This window comes from Lacisediminihabitans sp. H27-G8 (assembly GCF_046156175.1).
Classification (GTDB): Bacteria; Actinomycetota; Actinomycetes; order Actinomycetales; family Microbacteriaceae; genus Lacisediminihabitans.
This window is the reverse complement of record NZ_JAYLVL010000003.1, coordinates 302,684-321,397: the sequence shown is the minus strand read 5'-3', so window position 1 is coordinate 321,397 and position 18,714 is coordinate 302,684. Positions and strand designations below refer to the sequence as shown.

Sequence of the window (18,714 nt, the reverse complement as noted above, 5' to 3'; positions counted from 1 at the left end):
GCGCAATCAATCCAGGAGTGAATCGTGCCGAAGGAACGTGGCCAGAAGGTTGTGGCCACCAATCGCAAAGCGCGCCACGACTACACGATCGAAGACACCTATGAGGCGGGACTGGTTCTCACCGGTACCGAGGTGAAGTCGTTGCGTGAGGGTCGGGCGTCCCTCGTCGACGGCTACGCCTTCGTCGAGTACGGCGAAGCCTGGCTCGATGCCGTGCACATTCCCGAATACAACCAGGGCACCTGGAACAACCATCCCCCCCGCCGCAAGCGCAAACTCCTCCTGCACAAGGCGCAGATCCTCAAGATCCACAACAAGACCAAAGAGGGCGGCTACACCCTTGTCCCGCTGAAGATCTACTTCAGCGACGGACGCGCAAAGGTCGAGATCGCCGTCGCCAAGGGCAAGCGCGAGTATGACAAGCGCCAGGCGCTGCGAGAGCGCCAGGACAATCGCGAGGCGGATCGTGCCATGTCCGCGCGCCGCAACCTCGGCGACTGAGGGTTTTCTGCACCCGCATGTCGCGGGAGGGGCGGAGCCAGCGTGCCTCAGCTGGCGACGAACCGCGCGTCTACGACCGCATCGATCTCGATGTCCTCCGGCGTGAGCGAGAGCTCCGGCGCGGAGCCGGCGGCCATCATGCGTGACATCGGGTGGGGTGCTCCGCCCGCGGAGGCGCCCACCTGGTCGCCGAGCATGCCCGGATCGGCGAGCGCGACAGCGCGCACGGAGCCGAGCCCGATGCTCTGGGCGTAGACGCTGGCCTTCGCCACAGCGTCCTTCACCGCCCGCGATCGCACCTCCGCGATCACCGCCGTCTTGCGCCCCTCCGTCAAAGCCCAGGTGATCGCGCCGACGGTGAGGCCGTCGAGAACTGCCACCTTCTCGATCCACTCCGCCATCACGGCGAAATCATTGAACTTGACGCTGAATCCGATCCGCGAGTGGAAGACGGGTGGCAGTTGTGCGCCGTCGTGGCTCCAGGGTCTGGTGCTCCAGACCTGGATGCTGTCGCTCGACCACCACGTGATCGGACCGGTGGCGGGGGCATGCTGCTGCGCCAGCAGCGAACGTACGGTGGATGACACGGCGACGGTCTCGGCGAACACCGGTTCGCGGATCGGCCCTTCGAAACCGACCGAGAGCTGCACGGTGGCCCGTTCCGGCGGATAGAACGACGAGAATCTGCCCTGCACGGTGATGATGGTGTCGGTCATGATCGTCTCCATTGGTGTCCGGTCGTGCCCTCATCATTCCACGGGCGGTGGATTCTGCCCGGGCATCCGACGTATGCTTGAGGGCTGCCGACAGGCAGTGTGGTTCGCTTGCGGACCGTGACAATTCAACAGCGCGCGATAGCTGCTCACTCTTCCTGCACGTCGGGAAGGTGCACCTGGGGATGATCGGTTTCGACATTGCCTGCGTGAGTGTGAGAAGCGGGTCGAGGATGCAGGGTTATCTCGTAAACGACCTCTGCAAACAATAAGTGCGAAATCTAACCGCGCTGACTTCGCTCTCGCTGCCTAAGCAAGAGCACTAATGAAGTCCGTCAGTCTGGGGATGCTCTCTAACCGGATCCTGGCGTAATTTAGGGAGATTGCTGCGGTGTTGCGTCTCAGGGCGCCGCGGGACTTGAACTGGGACTGGGCTCGTCGGATTGGATGCCAGTGGCAAATTCCGGAGCCGAGCAGAACGCTTTCACTGGATACACCCGTAGAAGGCATATGACCACAGCAGTGGACGGGGGTTCAATTCCCCCCATCTCCACCCTTGCGGCTGTCGCGCGTTGTTGAATGGTCGTAACAGACCTGCCGAATGTGGCATCCGTGGCGCTGAAGGCGGGACATCGACGCATGGCCAGGAAGCGCGAGAAGCGCCCTGTTCCGGGCCCTCCCAAGCTGAGCCGACCCTACGTGCGTATCCCCGCGGGAGAGCCGATCTCCCTCGAGCGGGCCGTGGAAGAGGGGCTGCTGATCGCTCGCTCCGCCCTCACCATGGATGTCAAGAATCGCATCATCGTGAGCGCCCTGCGCGATGACCACCGCTTCGATGCGGCGGAGACCGCGTCATGGGTCGCGCTGGAATTGACCAACCTCTCCGCAGAGCAGGCCGGGTATGCCGCGCGGATGACCGAGTTGGCAAACAGCCTCACCAGCGCCAGCGGTACGACCTCGAAAGAGCACGACTACGGCCCGCGGGACTTCCGTCAACTCACTCGCCGCGGCCTGGCGTACTCGTCCCTGTCTGACGAGCTCGCGCGGCTGGTGGATGATCGGGACTTCGTCGAGAGCGTCACGGAGGATGCCCGCAGCCAGGCCTGGTCGGAACTCGGCACCGCGATCGAATCGCGGCTCGACCACGGACCGATGCAGAAGCCGGATACCGACTACGAACTCGAACGCGATACGCGTCTGCGAGCCTTCATCGCCATCGATCTCGCCCGCTTGCGGCGGAGTGCCGGCGAGATCGATTCGCACTGAGCCGGCTCAGCCCAGCCGCAACCAGAGGAACCGGTGGGCACCGAGAGTGATCCCGCCCGACAGCGTCACGACGTGACCCGTCACTAGGTCCATCGCGCGCTCCGGCATCCCGGACAGTGTCTCGGCCGAGACCTCTGCGGGGCCGTCGGAGAAGTTCGCGAGCACGAGCACGGTGGTGTCGGGGCCAGGACGTTGGTAGCCGAGCACATGCGGGTTATGGGTACCGAAGGGCACCAGTCGTCCGCCCGCGAACTCGCTGGTGTAGCCGCGCACCTCGATCAACTGGCGCAGCCCCTGGTAGATGCGACCGGCATCCGTGGTCGGGTCTGCGCGGGTCGCGTAGGCGGATGCCGGGTAGGGCGGTCGACCCACCCAGCGACTGTCATCGGCGTGCGTCAGCACCTCGAGATAGCCGTAGTCATTGAGCTGACCCACCTCGTCACCGAGATAGAGCAGCGGGATGCCGCCGGTACTCAGGATGATCGAGTGGGCGAGCAGGATGCGATCGATCGCCCCGGCATCGTGTGCTTCCATCCCCGCCAGTGACGCGGTCGTGCCCGAGATGCGGCAGTCACCGGTGCGGGGATTGTCCTGGAACGGCACCCCGCGGGCGAAGCTGCCCTCGAAGCGATTCACGTAGAACGAATTGAGGAACCGGCGATGGTCTGACTCGTCGATGCCGAGCTCCGCGGCATCCTCGTCGGCGAAGGTCCAGCCGATGTCATCGTGGCTTCTCACATAGTTGACCCAGGCCGTGCCCGGGACGATCGCGTGCCGACGCTCGAGGGCCTGCGAGAGCAAGCCCACCTCGCGGGTGGCGAGCGAGTTCCAGATGAGCGCCATCTGCAGTGGGTTGTAGCTCAGCTGGCATTCCTCGAGCGAGATGTATTCCGCGACCTGGTCGGGGTGCACGATGGCCTCCGACTTGAAGAGCACGGATGGCGCGGCGATGCGGCACACCGCATTGAACGCCTGGATCAGCAGGTGCGCCTCCGGAAGGTTCTCGCTGCTCGTTCCGAGCTGTTTCCAGATGAAAGCGACGGCGTCCATGCGCAGCACGTCCACCCCGAGGTTGGCGAGATGGAGCATTTCGCCCGCCATCGCGCGGAAGACTGCGGGATTGCGATAGTTGAGGTCCCACTGGAAGGAGTGGAACGTGGCCCAGACCCAGCGACCGTCGGGCAGCGGAACGAAGGAGCCGGAATGGTCGTCGGGGAAGATCTCCCGCACGGTGCGCTCGAATTCGTCGGGCATCGTGCGGTCCGGGTAGATCCAGTAGAACGCCTCGTGCTCGGGGTCGCCGGCGAGGGCTTTGCGGGCCCACTCGTGCTCGTCGGAGGTGTGGTTGAAGATGAAGTCGAGCACCAGCGAGATGCCGTTGGCGCGCAGTTCCGCGGCCAGTTCGGCGAGTTGCGTCATGGTGCCGAGGCTCGGGCTCACGGCGCGATAGCTCGACACCGCGTAGCCGCCATCCGAGTTGTCCTCCGGGGCGAGGTACAGGGGCATGAGGTGCAGGTAGGTCAGCCCGAGCTCTCGGAAGTAGGGGATGCGCGAGCGGAGGCCGGTGAGATCGCCGGCGTAGAGGTCCACGTAGCAGACGCCACCGAGCATCCGGTTCGACTGGTACCAGTCCGGCAGGGTCGCGCGACGGGAGTCGAGGGCACGGAGGTCGGCGGGGCGACGCTGCCAAGACTGGGCACAGTCGATGGCGAGGAGGGCGAGTTGCTCGCTTGCCTCGGCCCCGTCACCGTAGATGCGGCGGAAGAGTTCGCCGAGCCGGGGGGACTCGGCGTCGAATCGCTCTTCGAATGACGCCCAGTCCGCGTCGGTGGTGGTGTCACGGCGGCTGGCCGAGACTCGGTCGCGGAGGGGAAGCGGCGTCGCTTCCGTCCGCTCGTCAATAGGGCGCACGGCTGCAAGTGTAGGTGGCGCAGTCAGCCCCGGCTCGCTGGTGCCGTCGCGATTCGGCGATGAACCGACTTGGTCTGGAGGTAGGCGGCCAGGCCTTCCGGCCCGAACTCGGTGCCAAGGCCCGAGTCGTGTCGGCCCGCGAATGGTGCCGCGTGATTCGAGGCGAAGAAGTTGATTCCGACGGAACCGGTGTCCAGCCGGCCGGCCAGGGCGAGAGCCGCATCGTCATCGGTCGAGAAGATTGTGCCCCCGAGACCGAAGCTCGTGTCATTGGCGATCGTCACCGCTTCGTCTATCGACGAGTACCTGAGGATCGACAGCACCGGCCCGAAGATCTCCTCCCTGGCGATGCGCATGTCCGGTGTCACGTCGGCGAAGACGGTCGGAGTCACCCAGAAACCGCGATCGAACGGGGGCGGCACGTCACCGCCCGTGGTGGGCCGTGCGCCCTCGGCGATCCCCGAGCGGATGTAGCTCACAACGGTGTCACGCTGGGCGGAGGTCGCCGACGGCCCGAACACCGTTGCCGGGTCGAGCGGATCGCCCTGCGGGGCGGCCGCGATGGTCGCCGTGACCATGTCGACGGCCTCGGCGTAGCGCTCGGCGGGCACGAGCATCCGGGTGGAGATGTAGCAGGTCTGTCCGGTGTTACGCATGCACGTACGGATGAGCACGCGGGAGAGGGCATCCAGGTCGACATCGGGCAGCAGGAGCGCGCTCGACTTGCCTCCCAGTTCCAGCGTGACGGGTCTCAGCAGCTCTCCGCAGGTGGCGGCGATGGAGCGCCCGACCGGCGTGGACCCGGTGAAAGCCACCTTGGAGACCAGCGGATGTCGCACCAGCGCGTCACCGATCGCGCTCGGCCCGGTGATCACATTGAGCACTCCGGAGGGGAGCCCGGCTGCTGCCGCGGCATCCGCGATGAACCGGATCGACAGGGGAGTCGCCGACGCCGGCTTGATCACCACGGTGCATCCGGCCATCAGCGCCGGTGCCAATTTCGCGACGACGAGGTTGATCGGGAAATTCCAGGGTGCGATGAGGGCGCAGACGCCGATGGGTTCTCTGAAGACCACGGTTTCGGCGGAGCCATCCGGGAACGGTCGGATGTCCGTCGCGGCCAGGTGGTTCGCGAGTCCGGCGTAGTAGCGGAAGATGCTCGCGGCATTCGCCGCCGCCCGAGAGGTCTCCGCCACCGGCGAACCGTTCTCGAAGGTATTGGTGTGCGAGAGGGGCTTGGAACGCTTCTCGATCTCGTCGGCGAAGCGCAGCAGGATGGCCGCCCTGGTGGAGGGCGTGACATCGCGCCATCCCGTGCCGACGAAGGCGCGGTGCGCCGCGGAGACCGCGCGATCGAGGTCCGCCGCGGTGGCCTGGGGTACCGATCCCCACACCTCTCCGGTGGCGGGGTTCGTCACGGCCGTGCGACCGGATCCATCGGACCGCTTCCATCCCCCGTCGATGAACAGGTCGTCGGTGTGCGTGTACGGCAGCTCGGGTGCTCCGCCGGCGAGCGGGGATGGCTGGTCGACAAGGCGGGTGCGCATCAGATCAGCGACGTCCGGAGCAGCGCTTCCGCGCGCTCGAGTTCGGTCAGCGCCATCTCGAGCGCCGCGGAGGTGATCAGCTCCGGGATGATGTCCGTTCGCAGGCGCTGGCAGTAGGCCGAGGGAACCTGGCCGAACCAGCTCGACGCGAGAGCGATGCCCGCCGGGGTGAATCTCCACAGCCGGTCCGCGTCGCGCACGAGCGAATCCTCGATCGAGTACGACTCGGCCCGGGTGTCATGGCCGTCGATGATGTCGGTCACCCTCGCGATGAACTCGGCGTCGAAACCGAGCCCGGGCAACACCTCCCGCGCGATCTCGCAGCCCTTGATCTCATGTTCGAAGCGGATCTGCGCGCGGCGCCAGTCCTTGCCGAACCCCTCCGAGATGATCTTCGTCTCGTCGACCCGTGCCCAGCCCGTGTCGTGCAGCAGGATGGCCACGCGCACGACGAGGGAGTCTGCCTCCGGGTAGGAATCGCAGAGCCTCTCGGCAAAAGCGAACGAGATGGGGATGTGGATGTTATTCCCCCTGGTCTGCATCTCGACCTCGACCGCTCGCCACAGCCCGTCCAGGTCGGAGGCGGAGTCGGCCGCGATGGCGATGGGGGAGGTATCCACCGGATGTTGGGTCTGAAGCGTCACGACGCTCTCACTTTCTTTCTAGCGCTGGCTCGGCAGCGAGGAGCTTTTTGAGGGAGACGGAGGTGTCGGTCACGAGCCCGGCCGGGATCGCCTGGCCCGTGTGGAGGGCCTGTCGCACCGTGATGAAATCCAACGGGCAGTTGATGCAGTCCGCGGCGATGATCTCGCCGTCGCGGTAGTAGAGCACGGAGAACTTCTCGGAATCGGGGTCGCCGCGCAGGACGACCTGGTCGTGTCCCGTCGAGAGGCCGGCGATCTGCAGCTTCAGGTCGGCCTGATCGGACCAGAACCAGGGAACGGTCCGGTGCTCGGCATCGAGGCCCAGTAGGGTGGCCGCAGCCACCTTGGCCTGCTCCACCGAGTTCTGCACGCTCTCGAGACGCACCCGGCCGTTTCCGAAGTCGGTGATCGAGGGGTTCGGCATGTTCGCACAGTCTCCGGCGGCCACGGTCAGCCCGTCGGAGGTTCTCGCGTGGGAGTCGACGACGATGCCGTTGTCGATGGAGAGACCGAGCTGCTCCGCGAGTTCGGTACGCGGCACGACGCCAACGCCGATCAGCACGAGATCAGCCGGCACGATCGACCCGTCGCCGAGTTCGACGCCGGTGACCGAGCCGTTCGCCCCCGCGATCCGGGTGACCCGTGCATCGAGCACGACGGTCGTGCCGCGCCGGCGATGGGCCCGCAGGTAGAACTCGCTGGTGGCTTCGGAGACGGCTCGCCCGATCAACCGGGGGGCCGCTTCGAGCACGGTCACGGTCTTGCCAGAGGCGCGTGCACCGGCCGCGACTTCGAGGCCGATGAATCCGCCGCCGATCACCACGACGTTCTTCGCGGTGCGGAGGCTCCGCTCGAGGGCCGCCGCATCCTCGAGATCCCGCAGGTAGGTGACACCGCCGAGGTCCGAGCCGTCGAGCGGGATGCGGCGCGGGCTCGCGCCGACCGTGAGCGCAAGCCGCGCGAAGCCGAAGATCCGTCCGGATGCCGCAATGGCTTCGCCGCCCCGCGCATCTCGCGAGATGTGCACGATCTGTTCACCCGTCACGATGTCGATGTGATGGTCGGCGTAGAAGTCGGGAGTGCGAAAGGTGAGTGACTCCGCCGTCGCCTCCCCCTTCAGGAATGCCTTCGAGAGGGGTGGGCGCTGGTAGGGCGGATGCGCCTCCTCGCCGAGGAGCACGATCGGATCGGTGTCACCGAGCTCGCGGAGGCTCGAAGCGAGCTGCACCCCGGCCTGGCAGTTGCCGATGATGAGAGTGCCGCGGCGCTCCACGGAGGGAAAGTCGGACATGGCGGTCACACCTGTGTTTCCGGCGTGCGCACCCGTACGACGACGCCGTCGCTCAGCGACAGTTGGCACGAGAGACGGGAATTCTCCTGACGGTCGACTGCCGTGCCGTCGAGCATGTCGTCTTCGAGGTCCTGCATGGGAGGGAATGCGCCCATGCTTTCCTCGCACAGGAACACGTGGCAGGTCGCGCAGGAGAGACTTCCTCCGCACTCGGCGACGATCCCCGGCACGCCGTTACGAACGGCGGTCTCCATGACGGAGTCCCCGGGTTGGGCGTCGAGGGTGACCTCGCTGTCGTCCTGGGCGATGTAGGTGATGGTGGGCATTTTCGGGGTCTCCTAGATGAACTGCCGGCCGCCGTCGACCACGATGGTCTGGCCGGTGATGTAGGCGCTGTCGGGGCCGGCCAGAAACAGGGCCGTTCCCACGATGTCGTCGGGTTCGCTCGAACGACGGATCGCTCCGCGGTCGACCCCATAGCTCTCCGCATCCTCCATGAGTCCGTAACTCGCTTCGGTGAGCGTGAACCCCGGGGCGATCGCGTTGACCGTGATGGAGCGTGCGCCGAGCTCTTTCGCGAGCACCCGGGTGAGGGCGATCACGCCCCCCTTCGATGCCACGTAGTGCGCCCAGTGGGCCGATCCGCTCATGACGGTGGCCGAGGAGAGGTTGATCACGCGGGCGCCCTCCGAGAGGTGCGGTGAGCACGCTCGGGTCACCAGCCAGGGGCCCTTGAGGTTGACGGCCATCACCCGATCCCACTCCGCCGGGTCGATCTCGGTGAAGGGGGAGCGTGTGATCGTCGCGTAGATCGCGGCGTTGTTGACGATCACCTCGAGGTGCCCGCCTCCGAACTCCGCTGCCGCCGTCGCCATTGTCGACACCGACTGCAGGGAGGTCACGTCCACGGCGATCGCGAGCGCTCGTCCACCGGCAGATTCGATGAGGGCCGCCGTCTCCGCAGCGCCCTCGAGATTGACATCGGCGACCACGACCCGGGAGCCCTGCCCAGCGAAGGCGAGGGCGAAGGCACGGCCGAGGCCACCGGCCGCACCGGTGACGAGCACCGTCCGTTCGGTGGTCGCGGCCGTGCCCGCGTCAGGCATGGCTGCTTGCGAGGGCGGGCTCGGCGACCACCGGGGCGTCGATGATCGTGACCCTTCCGGTGTTGCCATCGACGCGGAGCCACTGTCCCGTCGTGATCTCGGCGGAGGCCGTGCCGGTTCCGGTCACCGCCGGCATGCCGTACTCGCGGCAGACGATCGCGGCGTGGCTCATCATGCCGCCGATGTCCGTGACGGTAGCCCTGATCTTGCCGAAGATCGGACCCCACGACGGTGCGGTGACGGGAGCAACGAGGATGTCGCCCACCTGCACCTCCGAGAGCTGGTCGGAGCTGCTGATGACCCTGGCCGGTCCCTCCGCGATGCCGCTCGAGGCGGCCATTCCGCGGAACTCGCCCTCCGGAGCATCCGAGTCGCCCAACCAGTTCGCGATCTGGTCGGAAGTGATGCCCCACAGCATCAGGGTGAACGGCTCGGTGATGACGGCGGGCGGGGTGTTGAGAGCGGGCTGCGGGCGCTGCTGGGACAGGGCGTCGATGATCACCGCACGGCGAGCGATCTCCGCCGGCCAGTAGTCCGGGCCGATGGCCGGGGCGCCGACAGCCCACCCGGTGACGTAGTCGAAGAGTGCCTCACGAACCTCGTCCCGGCGCAGGTAGAACATGTCGTTCGGGTTCGCCCAGAAGCCCTGCTCGTGCAGCATGTTCGACAGCTGCCGCGCCTTTCGCCAGAACACGCCCATCGTCCAGTGCTCGATGTAGAAGTTGTGGTTCTCCACGTAGGGATAGACCTGCCTGGCGAGGCCGAGCTTGCCCTGGAACGCTTCGAGCTGCTCTGGCGAGAGCAGTTCGGAGTACTCCTCGGTGATGCGGTCGCGCTCAACGATGAGTTCGGCGACGGGTCGGTCGATGTTCTCGCCGACTTCGAGCCGGGAGATGTAGTCGCCGATGTATCCGAGCGGAAGCTCGAGGTAGTCCATCCAGTACTTGTCGTGGGCGTAGAAACCGTTGCCGACCGTGAAGTTGAACCACGGGTCCTTGGCTTCCTCCCACGCGGCGAGCCACGCTGACCCACCGGTCGCCGCTCCGATCGCGGCAAGGGTCGCGCCCGGGTCGGCCGTGTTGCCGAAGTGGCCGGTCAGGTCGAGTTCGATAGCGAGCTTCGCCAGCTTCTTGAGCTCGTCATCCGGTCGGAACAGCTCCATGTCCACTCCCTGCACCATTTTCGCGACGGCCTGGTCCGGGATGCCGGGGAACACCTCTGTGCAGTAGGTGAAGAAGTCGAGGTAGGCGACGTAGCCGAGGTTCAGGAATTCGAAGTGGTACTGCCAGGCGCGGTAGGCGAGAGAGATGAGCTTGTCGAAGGTGTTCATGAGGTCGTCGTTCGGGCCGGTGCCCTTTCCCGATAGCACGTCGTCGATGTCGACGGCATCCGGCAGCGCCTCGAAGCTCAGGGCGTTGAGCTCCTCGATCGTCGAGTGGATCTTGCCCTTCCAACGCTCGAGCAGGGTGTCCCAGTTCTGGAAGTAGTGGCCGGCGCGCTGCATGAACTGGGGCACCCGTGCCGCGATCTCGTCGGGGGCGACGCCGACCGGGGACATGAAGACGTAGCCGTTGTGGATGCGGAACTCGATGCCGTTGGCTGGCGGGATGAGCAGGTGGCGCGAGTTGTACTGGCCGAGACAGGACACGGCGAACTCGAACCCGATCGTCTCGAAGGGCTTCGTCACGGTCGGCCAGTGCTGGCTGTCGCAGAACCAGAATTTGCTCTCCTCGACCTCGCGTCGATTCTCCTGGAAGACGAGGTTGTAGGCGTAGAGATCCTTCCACCCCTCGCCGCACTCTGCGGGCTCGAGGGCGTAGGGACTCGGGAATGACTTCTCTGTCATGTCAGGCAACCGTTCTGTTGGTGGTGCGTCTCTTGGTGGTGCGTCTCTTGGTGGTGCGTCTTAGGCCCGGGCGGCCTGTGACAGGAGTGATTTGGTGATGCTCTCGATACCGAATCCGGCAGAGGCGATGGTGATCGTTCCGCTGTCGGTCGTCGAGAACACGGTCTCGGGCCGGGACTGGAGCAACAGCAGGTTCTCGCCGGCCGGGAGGTCCCGGTCGAGCGCCCATTCGATGTCCTGGGGCGCCTTGAAGTGCCGCTCGGCCCTCTTCGCGATCGCTGCAATCGCGGTGATTTCGGCGCCGTCGATGCAGAACTCGTTTCTGCGCGGTCCGGTCACCTCCATCTCGACGAGGGCTCGAGCACCGACATCCGGAACGAGTTCGGCGTGCTTGTCACCCAGGGTCTGTCTGACGACCATGAGCATGACCTTGTCGACCATGATGTTGTCGGGTGTCACCTGGCCGGAGACGACGAGCTCACCGAGTCCGTAGGAGGCTTCGATGACGATCTTCGATCGGTCACCCGTTGTGGGGTCCATCGTGATGGCCACGCCGGCCACCCTCGCGTTCACCATCTTCTGCACGGCGACGGCCATCGACAGTCCCTCGTTCGGGATCTTGTTCTTCAGGCGGTAGATGATTGCGCGTGAGGTGTACAGGGAGGCCCAGCACCGGCGGATGTGCTCGGTCACCTCCGAGAGGCTCGTGAGCCAGAGGTAGGTGTCTTGCTGCCCGGCGAAGCTGGCCTCCGGAAGATCCTCCGCCGTCGCCGACGAGCGAACGGCCACGGGGACGGGGCTGTCGAACCGGGACTGGAGTGCCGCATAGGCCTCGACGGTTGCCGCAAACAGTTCCTTCGGCACCGGGCGGGACGTGATCTCCGACCGCAGCCTCTCCGACACCCGATCGACGGCATCGATGTCGTCCGCATCGAGGCTGAGGAGGAGGGAGTGGATGTCGTCGGCGATGCCGGCCTCGGCGATGAACGCGTCATAGGCGGCGGTCGTGATGGCGAATCCGGGCGGCACCGGCATGCCGGCTGCGGTCAGGGCGACGAGTGACGCGCACTTGCCGCCGAGGAGCGCGTGCTCCGGCGGGGTGTCGTCGTCGAAGAACTGGATGAATGGGTGACTCATTTTTCGAACTCCCAGCGGACGGGCACCGACGTCGGTGCGCGGAATGACAGGTTCTCTCCGAAGGTGATCTTCTCCCCGTCGACGAGTCGGAGGGTGGGAACGGCTGTGATCGTCTCCTCGATCACGATCCGGTCCTGCAGCTTTGCGAGGATATTGCCGAGGCAGTAGTGGATGCCGAATCCGAAGGCGAGGTGCACGCGGGCATTCGGGCGGCTCACGTCGAACACCTCCGGCTCCTCGAAGATGGTCGAGTCGCGGTTGGCTGACCCCATCAGCAGCAGGATGTCCGCGCCGCGGGGAATGGGGGTGCCGGCGATCTCGGTGTCGACGAGAGCCTTCCGGCGCCAGCCGACGATCGACGGGCTGAAGCGCAGAGTCTCGTCGATGGCACCGGGAATGCGGGTCGGGTCGTCGACGAGCTTCTGCCACTGGTCCGGATAGCTCAGCAGCAGTCGGATCGTGTTGGAGATCAGCGTGGTGGTGGTCTCGTGGCCCGCGAACAGCAGGCTGTAACAGACCGACGCGATCTCGTGATCGCTGATCTCCGCCCCCTCGAGCTGGGCACGCACGAGGTCTGCCACGAGGTTGTCTCCACCGTTCTCATGGGCGTCCGACACCAGTCGCAGGCATTCGTTCCAGTAGTCCACGAGGTTATGGGCGTGCGGGATCTGTTCGTCGTCGGAGAGATCGCCCCAGGTCATCGCCGCTCGTGAGTCCGACCACTTCTTGTAGGTAGGCACCATCTGGGGGCCGACCCCGAGGAGTCCGAGGATCGTGATGGTGGGGATGTCCACCGCGACGTCCGCGAGGAAGTCGCCGCGGGCATCCGGGTTAGCGAGCATCTGCTGGAGCAGCCGAGCAGTGTTCTCGCGGATGACCGGCTCGAGTGCCTTGAAGCGGCGGGGGCTGAATTCCTTCTGCACGATCGCGCGCATGCGAGTGTGCTCCGGGGGGACGCGGGCGGACAGTCCGGAGTACGCCGTGAACCCGCCCTCGTTCATGATGCGCACGGCTTCTGCGCTGCGCGGCCGAACCGGGGCCTGGGCGTTCTCGCTGCTGAAGGTCTGCCAGTCGGCGAAGACGGCCTTGATGTCCTCGTACCGCGAGACCACGTAGTACCCGATGCGCTCGTCGAACATGACGGGTTCCTCGGCGCGCAACTCGGCGTAGGAGGGAAAGGGATCGTTCATGACGAACGGCTCGTATCCGTGGTGGTCCGTGCGCGCACTGGGCACCGGGCATCCGCCGGTGGAGGCGGCGACGACCGGGGAAGAGGCGGTGGTCTGAGCGTTCACGTCGAGCTCCTTCTTGGGTTCCACACCTTCGTGGAGTTGGCACCATCTAACGTCGTCGGTCGGTCGAGCGAGCGGGATGTGTCCACTGGATGGACTCGAACTGCGCGAACGACTACCTCGCGGGTCGGCGGTGAAGCACCTCGTTGCGAAGCGTGGAGGCGGGAACTCGGGCGATCCCGGATTGGATCCGCTCGGCGGTGCCCAGCAGGATGGGCAGATTGTGCTCGAGCTGGTGTGCGCGAGAGGTCGGGAGCACCATGCCGAGGGCGGCGACGACATGCCCCTCGCCGTCGAAGACCGGAACAGCGATCGAGCACGATCCGAGACGCACCTCCTCAGACGCGATGGCGAATCCCTGGGCGCGGATCCGCTCCAGGTCCTTGCCGATCAGGGCGGGATCGGTCTTGGTGAACTCCGTGCGCTGCGCGAGGTCGCTCACGAGCACGGCGTCACGCACCCAGTCCTCCTCGAAGGCGAGCATCGCCCGCCCGACGGCGGTGGCATGCATCGGGAGGCGCCCGCCCACCCGGGAGGCCTGGGGAACCCTCCGGGTGCCGTAGACCCGGTCGATGTAGAGCACTTCGGCTCCGTCACGGATGGCGATGTGCACGGTCTCCCGCGTGAGTCCGAAGAGGTCCTGGAGAAAGGGGCGAGCCACATCGCGCAGTTGCCGGCCGGCGTGCTGGCCGAGCTCCCACAGCCGCAGGCCGATCTGGTACCGGCCGCGTGCATCCTTCTGCACGGCTCCCCACTCCTCGAGCTCGCCGAGGAGTCGATGGGTGGTGCTGTGGGGCAGGCCGCTCGCCGTGCTGATCTCGCTCAGGGACCGAGGGGCGGGGCTGTCCTCGAACACCGCGAGGATGCTCAGGATGCGGGACGTGACCGATTGCCCCGGAGTGGTCGTGCCGCCTGCCATGCCGCGCTCCTCACGCCCGGAACCACCGACAGCGTCGGCGCCGCTCACCGCACTGTGTGAGAAGTGTCTCACCGGATGAACGGGTGCCGGGGGACCAAGGTCACGCGCCGCGGTGATTTGTGGGTGCTACGGCGTCCACCAATCGGTGCGAATTCGCACAATGCAAGTGCGAAAAGAGCCGTTGACCCGATATTTGCGTGCAGGAATACTCAGTAGGTCGGGTCTTCGGTCTCGGCATTCCTCCAGCGCCGCCAGGAAAGAGAATCGATGAACAGCTCAACAGTGCCCCAGGCCGTTTCTCCTGACGGCGGTTCCCTTGCCGGGTTGCGAGCGCTCGTCACCGGCGGCGCGAGCGGCATCGGAGCGGCCTCGGCCCGCGCACTCGCGGCACGCGGTGCCCACGTCGTGGTCGCGGACGTCGATGCCACCGGCGCGGCAGCGCTCGCCGCCGAGATCGGCGGCTCCGCCTGGGCCGTGGACCTCCTCGACGCGGAATCCCTCACCGATGAAGCGCTCGCCACTCCGCTCGCGGGCGTCGACATCCTCGTGAACAACGCGGGCATCCAGCGGGTCAGTCCGATCGAGGAGTTCGATCCGGCCGACTTCCATCGCATCCTCGGGCTCATGCTCGAGGCTCCGTTCCTCCTGATCCGTGCCGCGCTTCCGGGTATGTACGCGCGCGGCTTCGGTCGCATCATCAATGTGTCGTCGGTGCACGGCATCCGCGCCTCGGCATTCAAGAGCGCCTACGTCGCGGCCAAACACGGCCTCGAGGGTCTCTCGAAGGTCACCGCCCTCGAGGGGGGAGAACACGGCGTCACCAGCAATTGTGTCGCGCCGGGATACGTGCGCACGCCGCTGGTGGAGAAACAGCTCGCGGAGCAGGCGGCGGTGCACGGCATCCCCGAATCCGAGGTGCTGAGCCGCATCATGCTCACCGAGAGCGCGATCAAGCGTCTGGTGGAGCCGGAAGAGGTGGCATCCCTCGTCGCCTGGCTCGCCTCGCGGGAGGCGGCGATGGTCACCGGCGCCAGCTACACCATGGACGGCGGATGGTCGGCTCGCTGAGCTCGCGGCCTCAGCGACTGGCGAGACCGAGCAGTTCGGCCTCGGAGGCAACCGTGCGATCCCGAAGGGCGTCGGCCACGGCTGCGACCGCCGGCTGGCGCAGTGATTCGCTGCGCAGCACCATCCAGTAGGGGAGTTGTTCCGCGAACTGGTCGGGCAGCAGTCTCACCAGGTCGGGATGACGGTCGGCCATGAAGCACGGCAGGAAGCCGATGCCCGAACCGGCGCGCGTCGCCTCCACATGCACGAAGACGTTCGTGGAACTGATCGAATCGCGCATCGTCGGCACGAGGCGGCGCGGGGCATCGAGGTCGTCCACCTGCAGCATCGAATCGACGAAATAGACGAGCGGATGGGTCATCAGCTCCGCGGCATCCGCCGGGGTGCCGACGCGGTCGAGGTAGTCGCGTGAGGCATACATGCCGAGAACGTATTCGCCGAGCTTCACCGCTTCGGCCCGGTGCACCTGCGGCGCGCCGACCACGACCTCGATATCGAGCCCGGAGCGGTGCTGCATCGCCCGGCGGGTCACCGTGAGGATCTCCACGCTCAGATTCGGATGCTGCCGCTGCAGCGCGGTGATGGCCGGTGTGGCGATGTAGGCACTGAAACCATCGGTGGCCGACATCCGCACCACGCCGCTGAGCTGGCGGGCGTCTTCTCCGGTGCTGCCGAGCCCCGCGATCGCCGCTTCCACGTCTTCTGCGGCACGCACTGCTCGCCGACCCAGCTCGGTCAGTTCCCAGCCCCCCACGGTGCGAGAGAGCACCCGACCGGAGAGCGTCGTCTCGAGCGCGGCGATGCGCCGCGAGACTGTGGTGTGGTTGAGGCCGAGGCTGTCTGCGGCAGAGGTGAATCGCCCCGTACGCGAGACGGCGAGCAGCACGAGAAGGTCATCGGGATTGGCGGATGTCGCGGCAGGCTCGAGCACATCTGCAAGTATGCACATAAAATGTGCGCAAGTGGTCATTGAGGCACGACGGGTCTGCAGCAATACTCAGTGAAGCCCCGACCGCTCGCCGTCAAGAACGCGCGGTCCCATCGACAGGTGTCAGAGACGACACTGGAGGAGAGCGACATGAACGTCAGCAGAAGCGTCGGAACGGCCGAGAGCGGGGGAGCCGCAGGGGAAGGTTCGGCGGGTGCCGTGACCAGCACCTCGGGACTTCGCAAGATCGTGGCCGCGTCCATGGCGGGAACTGTCGTGGAGTGGTACGAGTTCTTCCTCTATGCGACCGCCGCGAGCCTGGTCTTCGGCACCTTCTTCTTCCCGAACGCGGGCACCCAGCTCGACGGCATCATCGCGGCGTTCCTCACCTACGCCGTCGGTTTCGTCGCTCGCCCGATCGGCGGGATCGTCTTCGGTCAGATCGGTGACCGCCTCGGCCGCAAGCACACGCTGCAGGTGACGATCATCCTCGTGGGTGTCGCCACCTTCCTGATGGGCTGCCTGCCGGGCTACAACACCATCGGCTACTGGGCGCCGGCGCTCCTGGTCGCGCTGCGGTTCATCCAGGGCTTCGCCGTCGGCGGCGAGTGGGGCGGTGCCGTGCTGTTGGTCGCCGAGCACAGCCCCGACAAGGCACGCGGATTCTGGTCGAGCTGGCCGCAGGCGGCGGTGCCGGTCGGCAACCTGCTTGCGACGCTGGTGCTGCTCACGATGTCGTGGATCCTGCCGAACGACCAGTTCCTCAGCTGGGGTTGGCGAGTCGCTTTCTGGCTCTCGGCCGTGATCGTGGTGATCGGGTACTACATCCGCTCGCACGTCAACGAGGCGCCGATCTTCCTCGAGGCCCGCGCCCAGGTGGAGGCCGAGAAGGCCGTCAGCTATGGGGTGACCGAGGTGCTCAAGAAGTACCCGCGTGGCGTGCTCCAGGCGATGGGGCTCCGGTTCGCGGAGAACATCCTGTACTACATCATCGTGAGCTTCTCGATCGTGTACCTCGTGACGGTGCACCAGTACAACACCAGCCAGCTGCTGCTCGCCCTGTTGATCGCGCACGTCGTGCACTTCCTGGTGATCCCGCAGGTCGGTCGGCTCTCCGATCGCTTCGGACGCAAGCCGATCTACCTCATCGGCGCGGTACTCGGGGCCACCTGGGCATTCTTCGCCTTCCCGATGTTCGACACGCTGAACCCCGTGGTCATCGTCGTCGCCATCACGATCGGGCTGATCTTCCACGCGTTCATGTACGCCGGCCAGCCCGCGATCATGTCTGAGATGTTTCCGACCCGGATGCGCTATTCCGGGGTCTCCCTCGGCTACCAGGTCACCTCGATCCTGGCCGGGTCGCTCGCTCCCATCATCGCCTCGGCGCTGCTCCAGCAGTACAAGTCCTGGCTGCCGGTGGCCATCTACATCGTGATCGCCTGCGTGATCACCGCCGCGACGGTGCTCACACTGCGGGAGACCCGCGGGGTGTCGCTGCGCGACGTGGACTCGGCGGATGCCCGCAAGCACGGTCTCGTTCCGGCCGGGGGTCGCTGACACCCTCGCCTCCAGCGTGAGTTGCACTCTTCGGCGACCTGGACCACGGTCCGACCCGCAGAAGGGTGCAACTCGCGCGTCGTGCGGCCTACAGTGTCGGCATGGGTGAATCGCCTCCGCGCCGGTACCTCCGCCTCGACCTGGATTCTTTGCGCCCACCTCCACGGACACCGGTCGCCACGCGGGTGATCACGGATGAGCGGTTCCCGTCGATCGCGGAACTCATGGTGGAGGCCTACACCGCAACCATCGACTTCGAAGACGACACCGTCGACGACGCGCTCCGGGAGCTCTCGGTCGCAGCGGCGGGGGAGTACGGGGAGCCCCTCCGGCAGCACTGGCTCGAGGTGGTTCGGGACGACGGATCACCCTGCGCCGCCATCATCTGCACCCGTCTCTCCAGGATCCCGTTCGTGTCGTTCACCTTCACGAGTCACCGCGACACGCGCCGCGGGCTCGCGACCACCCTGGTGGCGGATGTCGCAACCGCTCTCCGGGACGAGGGGGAGACCGCCCTCAGCCTCGGCGTGACGGTGGGAAACCCCGCGGAACGGATCTACGAGCGGCTCGGTTTCCGGGACGCGGAACGGAAGCCGCCGGGGACCGCCTAGGCGAAGATGCGGAAGTCGAGCAGCTTGTAGACCGGCGTCAGCACGGCGAGCAGCGGGGCGAGAAGGCGAAGCAGGTAGGTGATCACGGTCACGTGGACGAAGTCGCCGAAGGCGAAGAGCGCGATGCCGATGAGGGCGAGGATCACGGCGGCCACCAAGCCGTTGGTGGTCTTGAGGAAGGGCGCCGCGAAGCCGACCGAGACGGCAAGAATGCCGATGTCGACGAGGAAGGCACCGGTCTCGGCATTGGGGGCGAGGTGGGAGACCGACCACAGGGTGATTCCGATGGCCCAGCCGAGCACGAAGACCAGGCCGGCGATCGGCTTGGTGAGATCGCGTGATGCGGGCATGGGGAACGCTCCTTCTTCCGGCAG

The 18,714-nt window shown here is 66.3% G+C and carries 18 protein-coding genes and 1 other RNA gene; 6 read left to right on the top strand and 13 right to left on the bottom strand.

What is annotated here, in order from left to right:
• Window positions 1-24 precede the first annotated feature (24 nt).
• On the top strand, window positions 25-501 hold the full coding sequence (smpB, locus tag VLI63_RS10835; RefSeq protein ID WP_185203085.1) for an SsrA-binding protein SmpB: 477 nt from the start codon (window positions 25-27) through the stop codon (window positions 499-501).
• A 47-nt stretch (window positions 502-548) separates the two neighbouring features.
• Here the strand turns inward: smpB and VLI63_RS10830 are convergent, their stop codons facing one another.
• Window positions 549-1,217, bottom strand: coding sequence for an SIMPL domain-containing protein (locus tag VLI63_RS10830; RefSeq protein WP_409156869.1), 669 nt, complete (start codon window positions 1,215-1,217; stop codon window positions 549-551).
• 178 nt (window positions 1,218-1,395) lie between these two features.
• On the opposite strand from VLI63_RS10830, the gene ssrA reads away from it, so the two are divergent.
• Both ssrA and VLI63_RS10820 read left to right on the top strand, forming a co-directional pair.
• Window positions 1,396-1,770, top strand: a transfer-messenger RNA (tmRNA) gene (gene ssrA / locus VLI63_RS10825).
• A gap of 23 nt (window positions 1,771-1,793) precedes the next feature.
• Window positions 1,794-2,480 (top strand): hypothetical protein, encoded by a 687-nt coding sequence (locus VLI63_RS10820; protein ID WP_409156868.1) that lies wholly within the window; start codon window positions 1,794-1,796, stop codon window positions 2,478-2,480.
• A 6-nt stretch (window positions 2,481-2,486) separates the two neighbouring features.
• On the opposite strand, the gene VLI63_RS10815 is transcribed toward VLI63_RS10820, so the two are convergent.
• The 10 genes from VLI63_RS10815 to VLI63_RS10770 form a co-directional block, all read right to left on the bottom strand.
• A complete protein-coding gene (locus VLI63_RS10815; protein ID WP_409156867.1) occupies window positions 2,487-4,391 on the bottom strand; it encodes an alpha-amylase family glycosyl hydrolase in 1,905 nt (634 codons plus the stop codon).
• Between the two features lie 23 nt (window positions 4,392-4,414).
• A complete protein-coding gene (locus VLI63_RS10810) occupies window positions 4,415-5,938 on the bottom strand; it encodes an aldehyde dehydrogenase family protein (protein WP_409156866.1) in 1,524 nt (507 codons plus the stop codon).
• On the bottom strand, window positions 5,938-6,582 hold the full coding sequence (locus VLI63_RS10805; protein ID WP_409156865.1) for an HD domain-containing protein: 645 nt from the start codon (window positions 6,580-6,582) through the stop codon (window positions 5,938-5,940). The genes VLI63_RS10810 and VLI63_RS10805 overlap by 1 nt, the downstream gene beginning before the upstream one ends.
• Window positions 6,583-6,589: 7 nt before the next feature.
• Window positions 6,590-7,873, bottom strand: a complete 1,284-nt coding sequence (locus tag VLI63_RS10800; RefSeq protein WP_409156864.1) for an NAD(P)/FAD-dependent oxidoreductase — start codon at window positions 7,871-7,873, stop codon at window positions 6,590-6,592.
• 5 nt (window positions 7,874-7,878) lie between these two features.
• Entirely contained in the window at window positions 7,879-8,199 is a 321-nt protein-coding gene (locus VLI63_RS10795) for a 2Fe-2S iron-sulfur cluster-binding protein (RefSeq protein WP_409156863.1), read from the bottom strand.
• 12 nt (window positions 8,200-8,211) lie between these two features.
• Window positions 8,212-8,979 (bottom strand): SDR family NAD(P)-dependent oxidoreductase, encoded by a 768-nt coding sequence (locus VLI63_RS10790; protein WP_409156862.1) that lies wholly within the window; start codon window positions 8,977-8,979, stop codon window positions 8,212-8,214.
• Entirely contained in the window at window positions 8,972-10,825 is a 1,854-nt protein-coding gene (locus VLI63_RS10785; protein ID WP_409156861.1) for a PEP-utilizing enzyme, read from the bottom strand. Before VLI63_RS10785 ends, VLI63_RS10790 begins: the two co-directional genes overlap by 8 nt.
• A 60-nt stretch (window positions 10,826-10,885) precedes the next feature.
• Entirely contained in the window at window positions 10,886-11,962 is a 1,077-nt protein-coding gene (locus VLI63_RS10780; RefSeq protein ID WP_409156860.1) for a PEP/pyruvate-binding domain-containing protein, read from the bottom strand.
• Window positions 11,959-13,257, bottom strand: a complete 1,299-nt coding sequence (locus VLI63_RS10775) for a cytochrome P450 (RefSeq protein ID WP_409156859.1) — start codon at window positions 13,255-13,257, stop codon at window positions 11,959-11,961. Before VLI63_RS10775 ends, VLI63_RS10780 begins: the two co-directional genes overlap by 4 nt.
• Window positions 13,258-13,369: 112 nt before the next feature.
• Entirely contained in the window at window positions 13,370-14,173 is an 804-nt protein-coding gene (locus VLI63_RS10770; protein WP_409156858.1) for an IclR family transcriptional regulator, read from the bottom strand.
• A gap of 267 nt (window positions 14,174-14,440) precedes the next feature.
• On the opposite strand from VLI63_RS10770, the gene VLI63_RS10765 reads away from it, so the two are divergent.
• Window positions 14,441-15,241 carry a 3-hydroxybutyrate dehydrogenase gene (locus tag VLI63_RS10765; RefSeq protein WP_409156857.1) on the top strand — a complete coding sequence of 267 codons (801 nt, stop codon included), beginning with the start codon at window positions 14,441-14,443 and terminating at the stop codon, window positions 15,239-15,241.
• A gap of 10 nt (window positions 15,242-15,251) precedes the next feature.
• Here VLI63_RS10765 and VLI63_RS10760 read toward each other — a convergent pair whose 3' ends face one another.
• Window positions 15,252-16,211, bottom strand: coding sequence for a LysR family transcriptional regulator (locus VLI63_RS10760; RefSeq protein ID WP_409156856.1), 960 nt, complete (start codon window positions 16,209-16,211; stop codon window positions 15,252-15,254).
• Between the two features lie 108 nt (window positions 16,212-16,319).
• Between VLI63_RS10760 and VLI63_RS10755 the strand changes: the two genes are divergently transcribed.
• On the top strand, window positions 16,320-17,729 hold the full coding sequence (locus tag VLI63_RS10755) for an MFS transporter (RefSeq protein ID WP_409156855.1): 1,410 nt from the start codon (window positions 16,320-16,322) through the stop codon (window positions 17,727-17,729).
• 101 nt (window positions 17,730-17,830) lie between these two features.
• A complete protein-coding gene (locus VLI63_RS10750; protein WP_409156854.1) occupies window positions 17,831-18,340 on the top strand; it encodes a GNAT family N-acetyltransferase in 510 nt (169 codons plus the stop codon).
• Here VLI63_RS10750 and VLI63_RS10745 read toward each other — a convergent pair.
• Window positions 18,337-18,690, bottom strand: coding sequence for a hypothetical protein (locus tag VLI63_RS10745; protein WP_409156853.1), 354 nt, complete (start codon window positions 18,688-18,690; stop codon window positions 18,337-18,339). The two genes, VLI63_RS10750 and VLI63_RS10745, sit on opposite strands and share 4 nt — an antisense overlap.
• Window positions 18,691-18,714: the final 24 nt, after the last annotated feature.

Bases quoted from the DNA above. Each gene is read 5' to 3' on its own strand.
- VLI63_RS10830 (WP_409156869.1), bottom strand. From the start codon at position 1,217: ATGACCGACACCATCATCACCGTGCAGGGCAGATTCTCGTCGTTCTAT.
- VLI63_RS10820 (WP_409156868.1), top strand. From the start codon at position 1,794: ATGGTCGTAACAGACCTGCCGAATGTGGCATCCGTGGCGCTGAAGGCG.
- VLI63_RS10810 (WP_409156866.1), bottom strand. From the start codon at position 5,938: ATGCGCACCCGCCTTGTCGACCAGCCATCCCCGCTCGCCGGCGGAGCA.
- VLI63_RS10800 (WP_409156864.1), bottom strand. From the start codon at position 7,873: ATGTCCGACTTTCCCTCCGTGGAGCGCCGCGGCACTCTCATCATCGGC.
- VLI63_RS10795 (WP_409156863.1), bottom strand. From the start codon at position 8,199: ATGCCCACCATCACCTACATCGCCCAGGACGACAGCGAGGTCACCCTC.
- VLI63_RS10790 (WP_409156862.1), bottom strand. From the start codon at position 8,979: ATGCCTGACGCGGGCACGGCCGCGACCACCGAACGGACGGTGCTCGTC.
- VLI63_RS10785 (WP_409156861.1), bottom strand. From the start codon at position 10,825: ATGACAGAGAAGTCATTCCCGAGTCCCTACGCCCTCGAGCCCGCAGAG.
- VLI63_RS10780 (WP_409156860.1), bottom strand. From the start codon at position 11,962: ATGAGTCACCCATTCATCCAGTTCTTCGACGACGACACCCCGCCGGAG.
- VLI63_RS10770 (WP_409156858.1), bottom strand. From the start codon at position 14,173: ATGGCAGGCGGCACGACCACTCCGGGGCAATCGGTCACGTCCCGCATC.
- VLI63_RS10765 (WP_409156857.1), top strand. From the start codon at position 14,441: ATGAACAGCTCAACAGTGCCCCAGGCCGTTTCTCCTGACGGCGGTTCC.
- VLI63_RS10760 (WP_409156856.1), bottom strand. From the start codon at position 16,211: ATGACCACTTGCGCACATTTTATGTGCATACTTGCAGATGTGCTCGAG.
- VLI63_RS10755 (WP_409156855.1), top strand. From the start codon at position 16,320: ATGAACGTCAGCAGAAGCGTCGGAACGGCCGAGAGCGGGGGAGCCGCA.
- VLI63_RS10750 (WP_409156854.1), top strand. From the start codon at position 17,831: ATGGGTGAATCGCCTCCGCGCCGGTACCTCCGCCTCGACCTGGATTCT.
- VLI63_RS10745 (WP_409156853.1), bottom strand. From the start codon at position 18,690: ATGCCCGCATCACGCGATCTCACCAAGCCGATCGCCGGCCTGGTCTTC.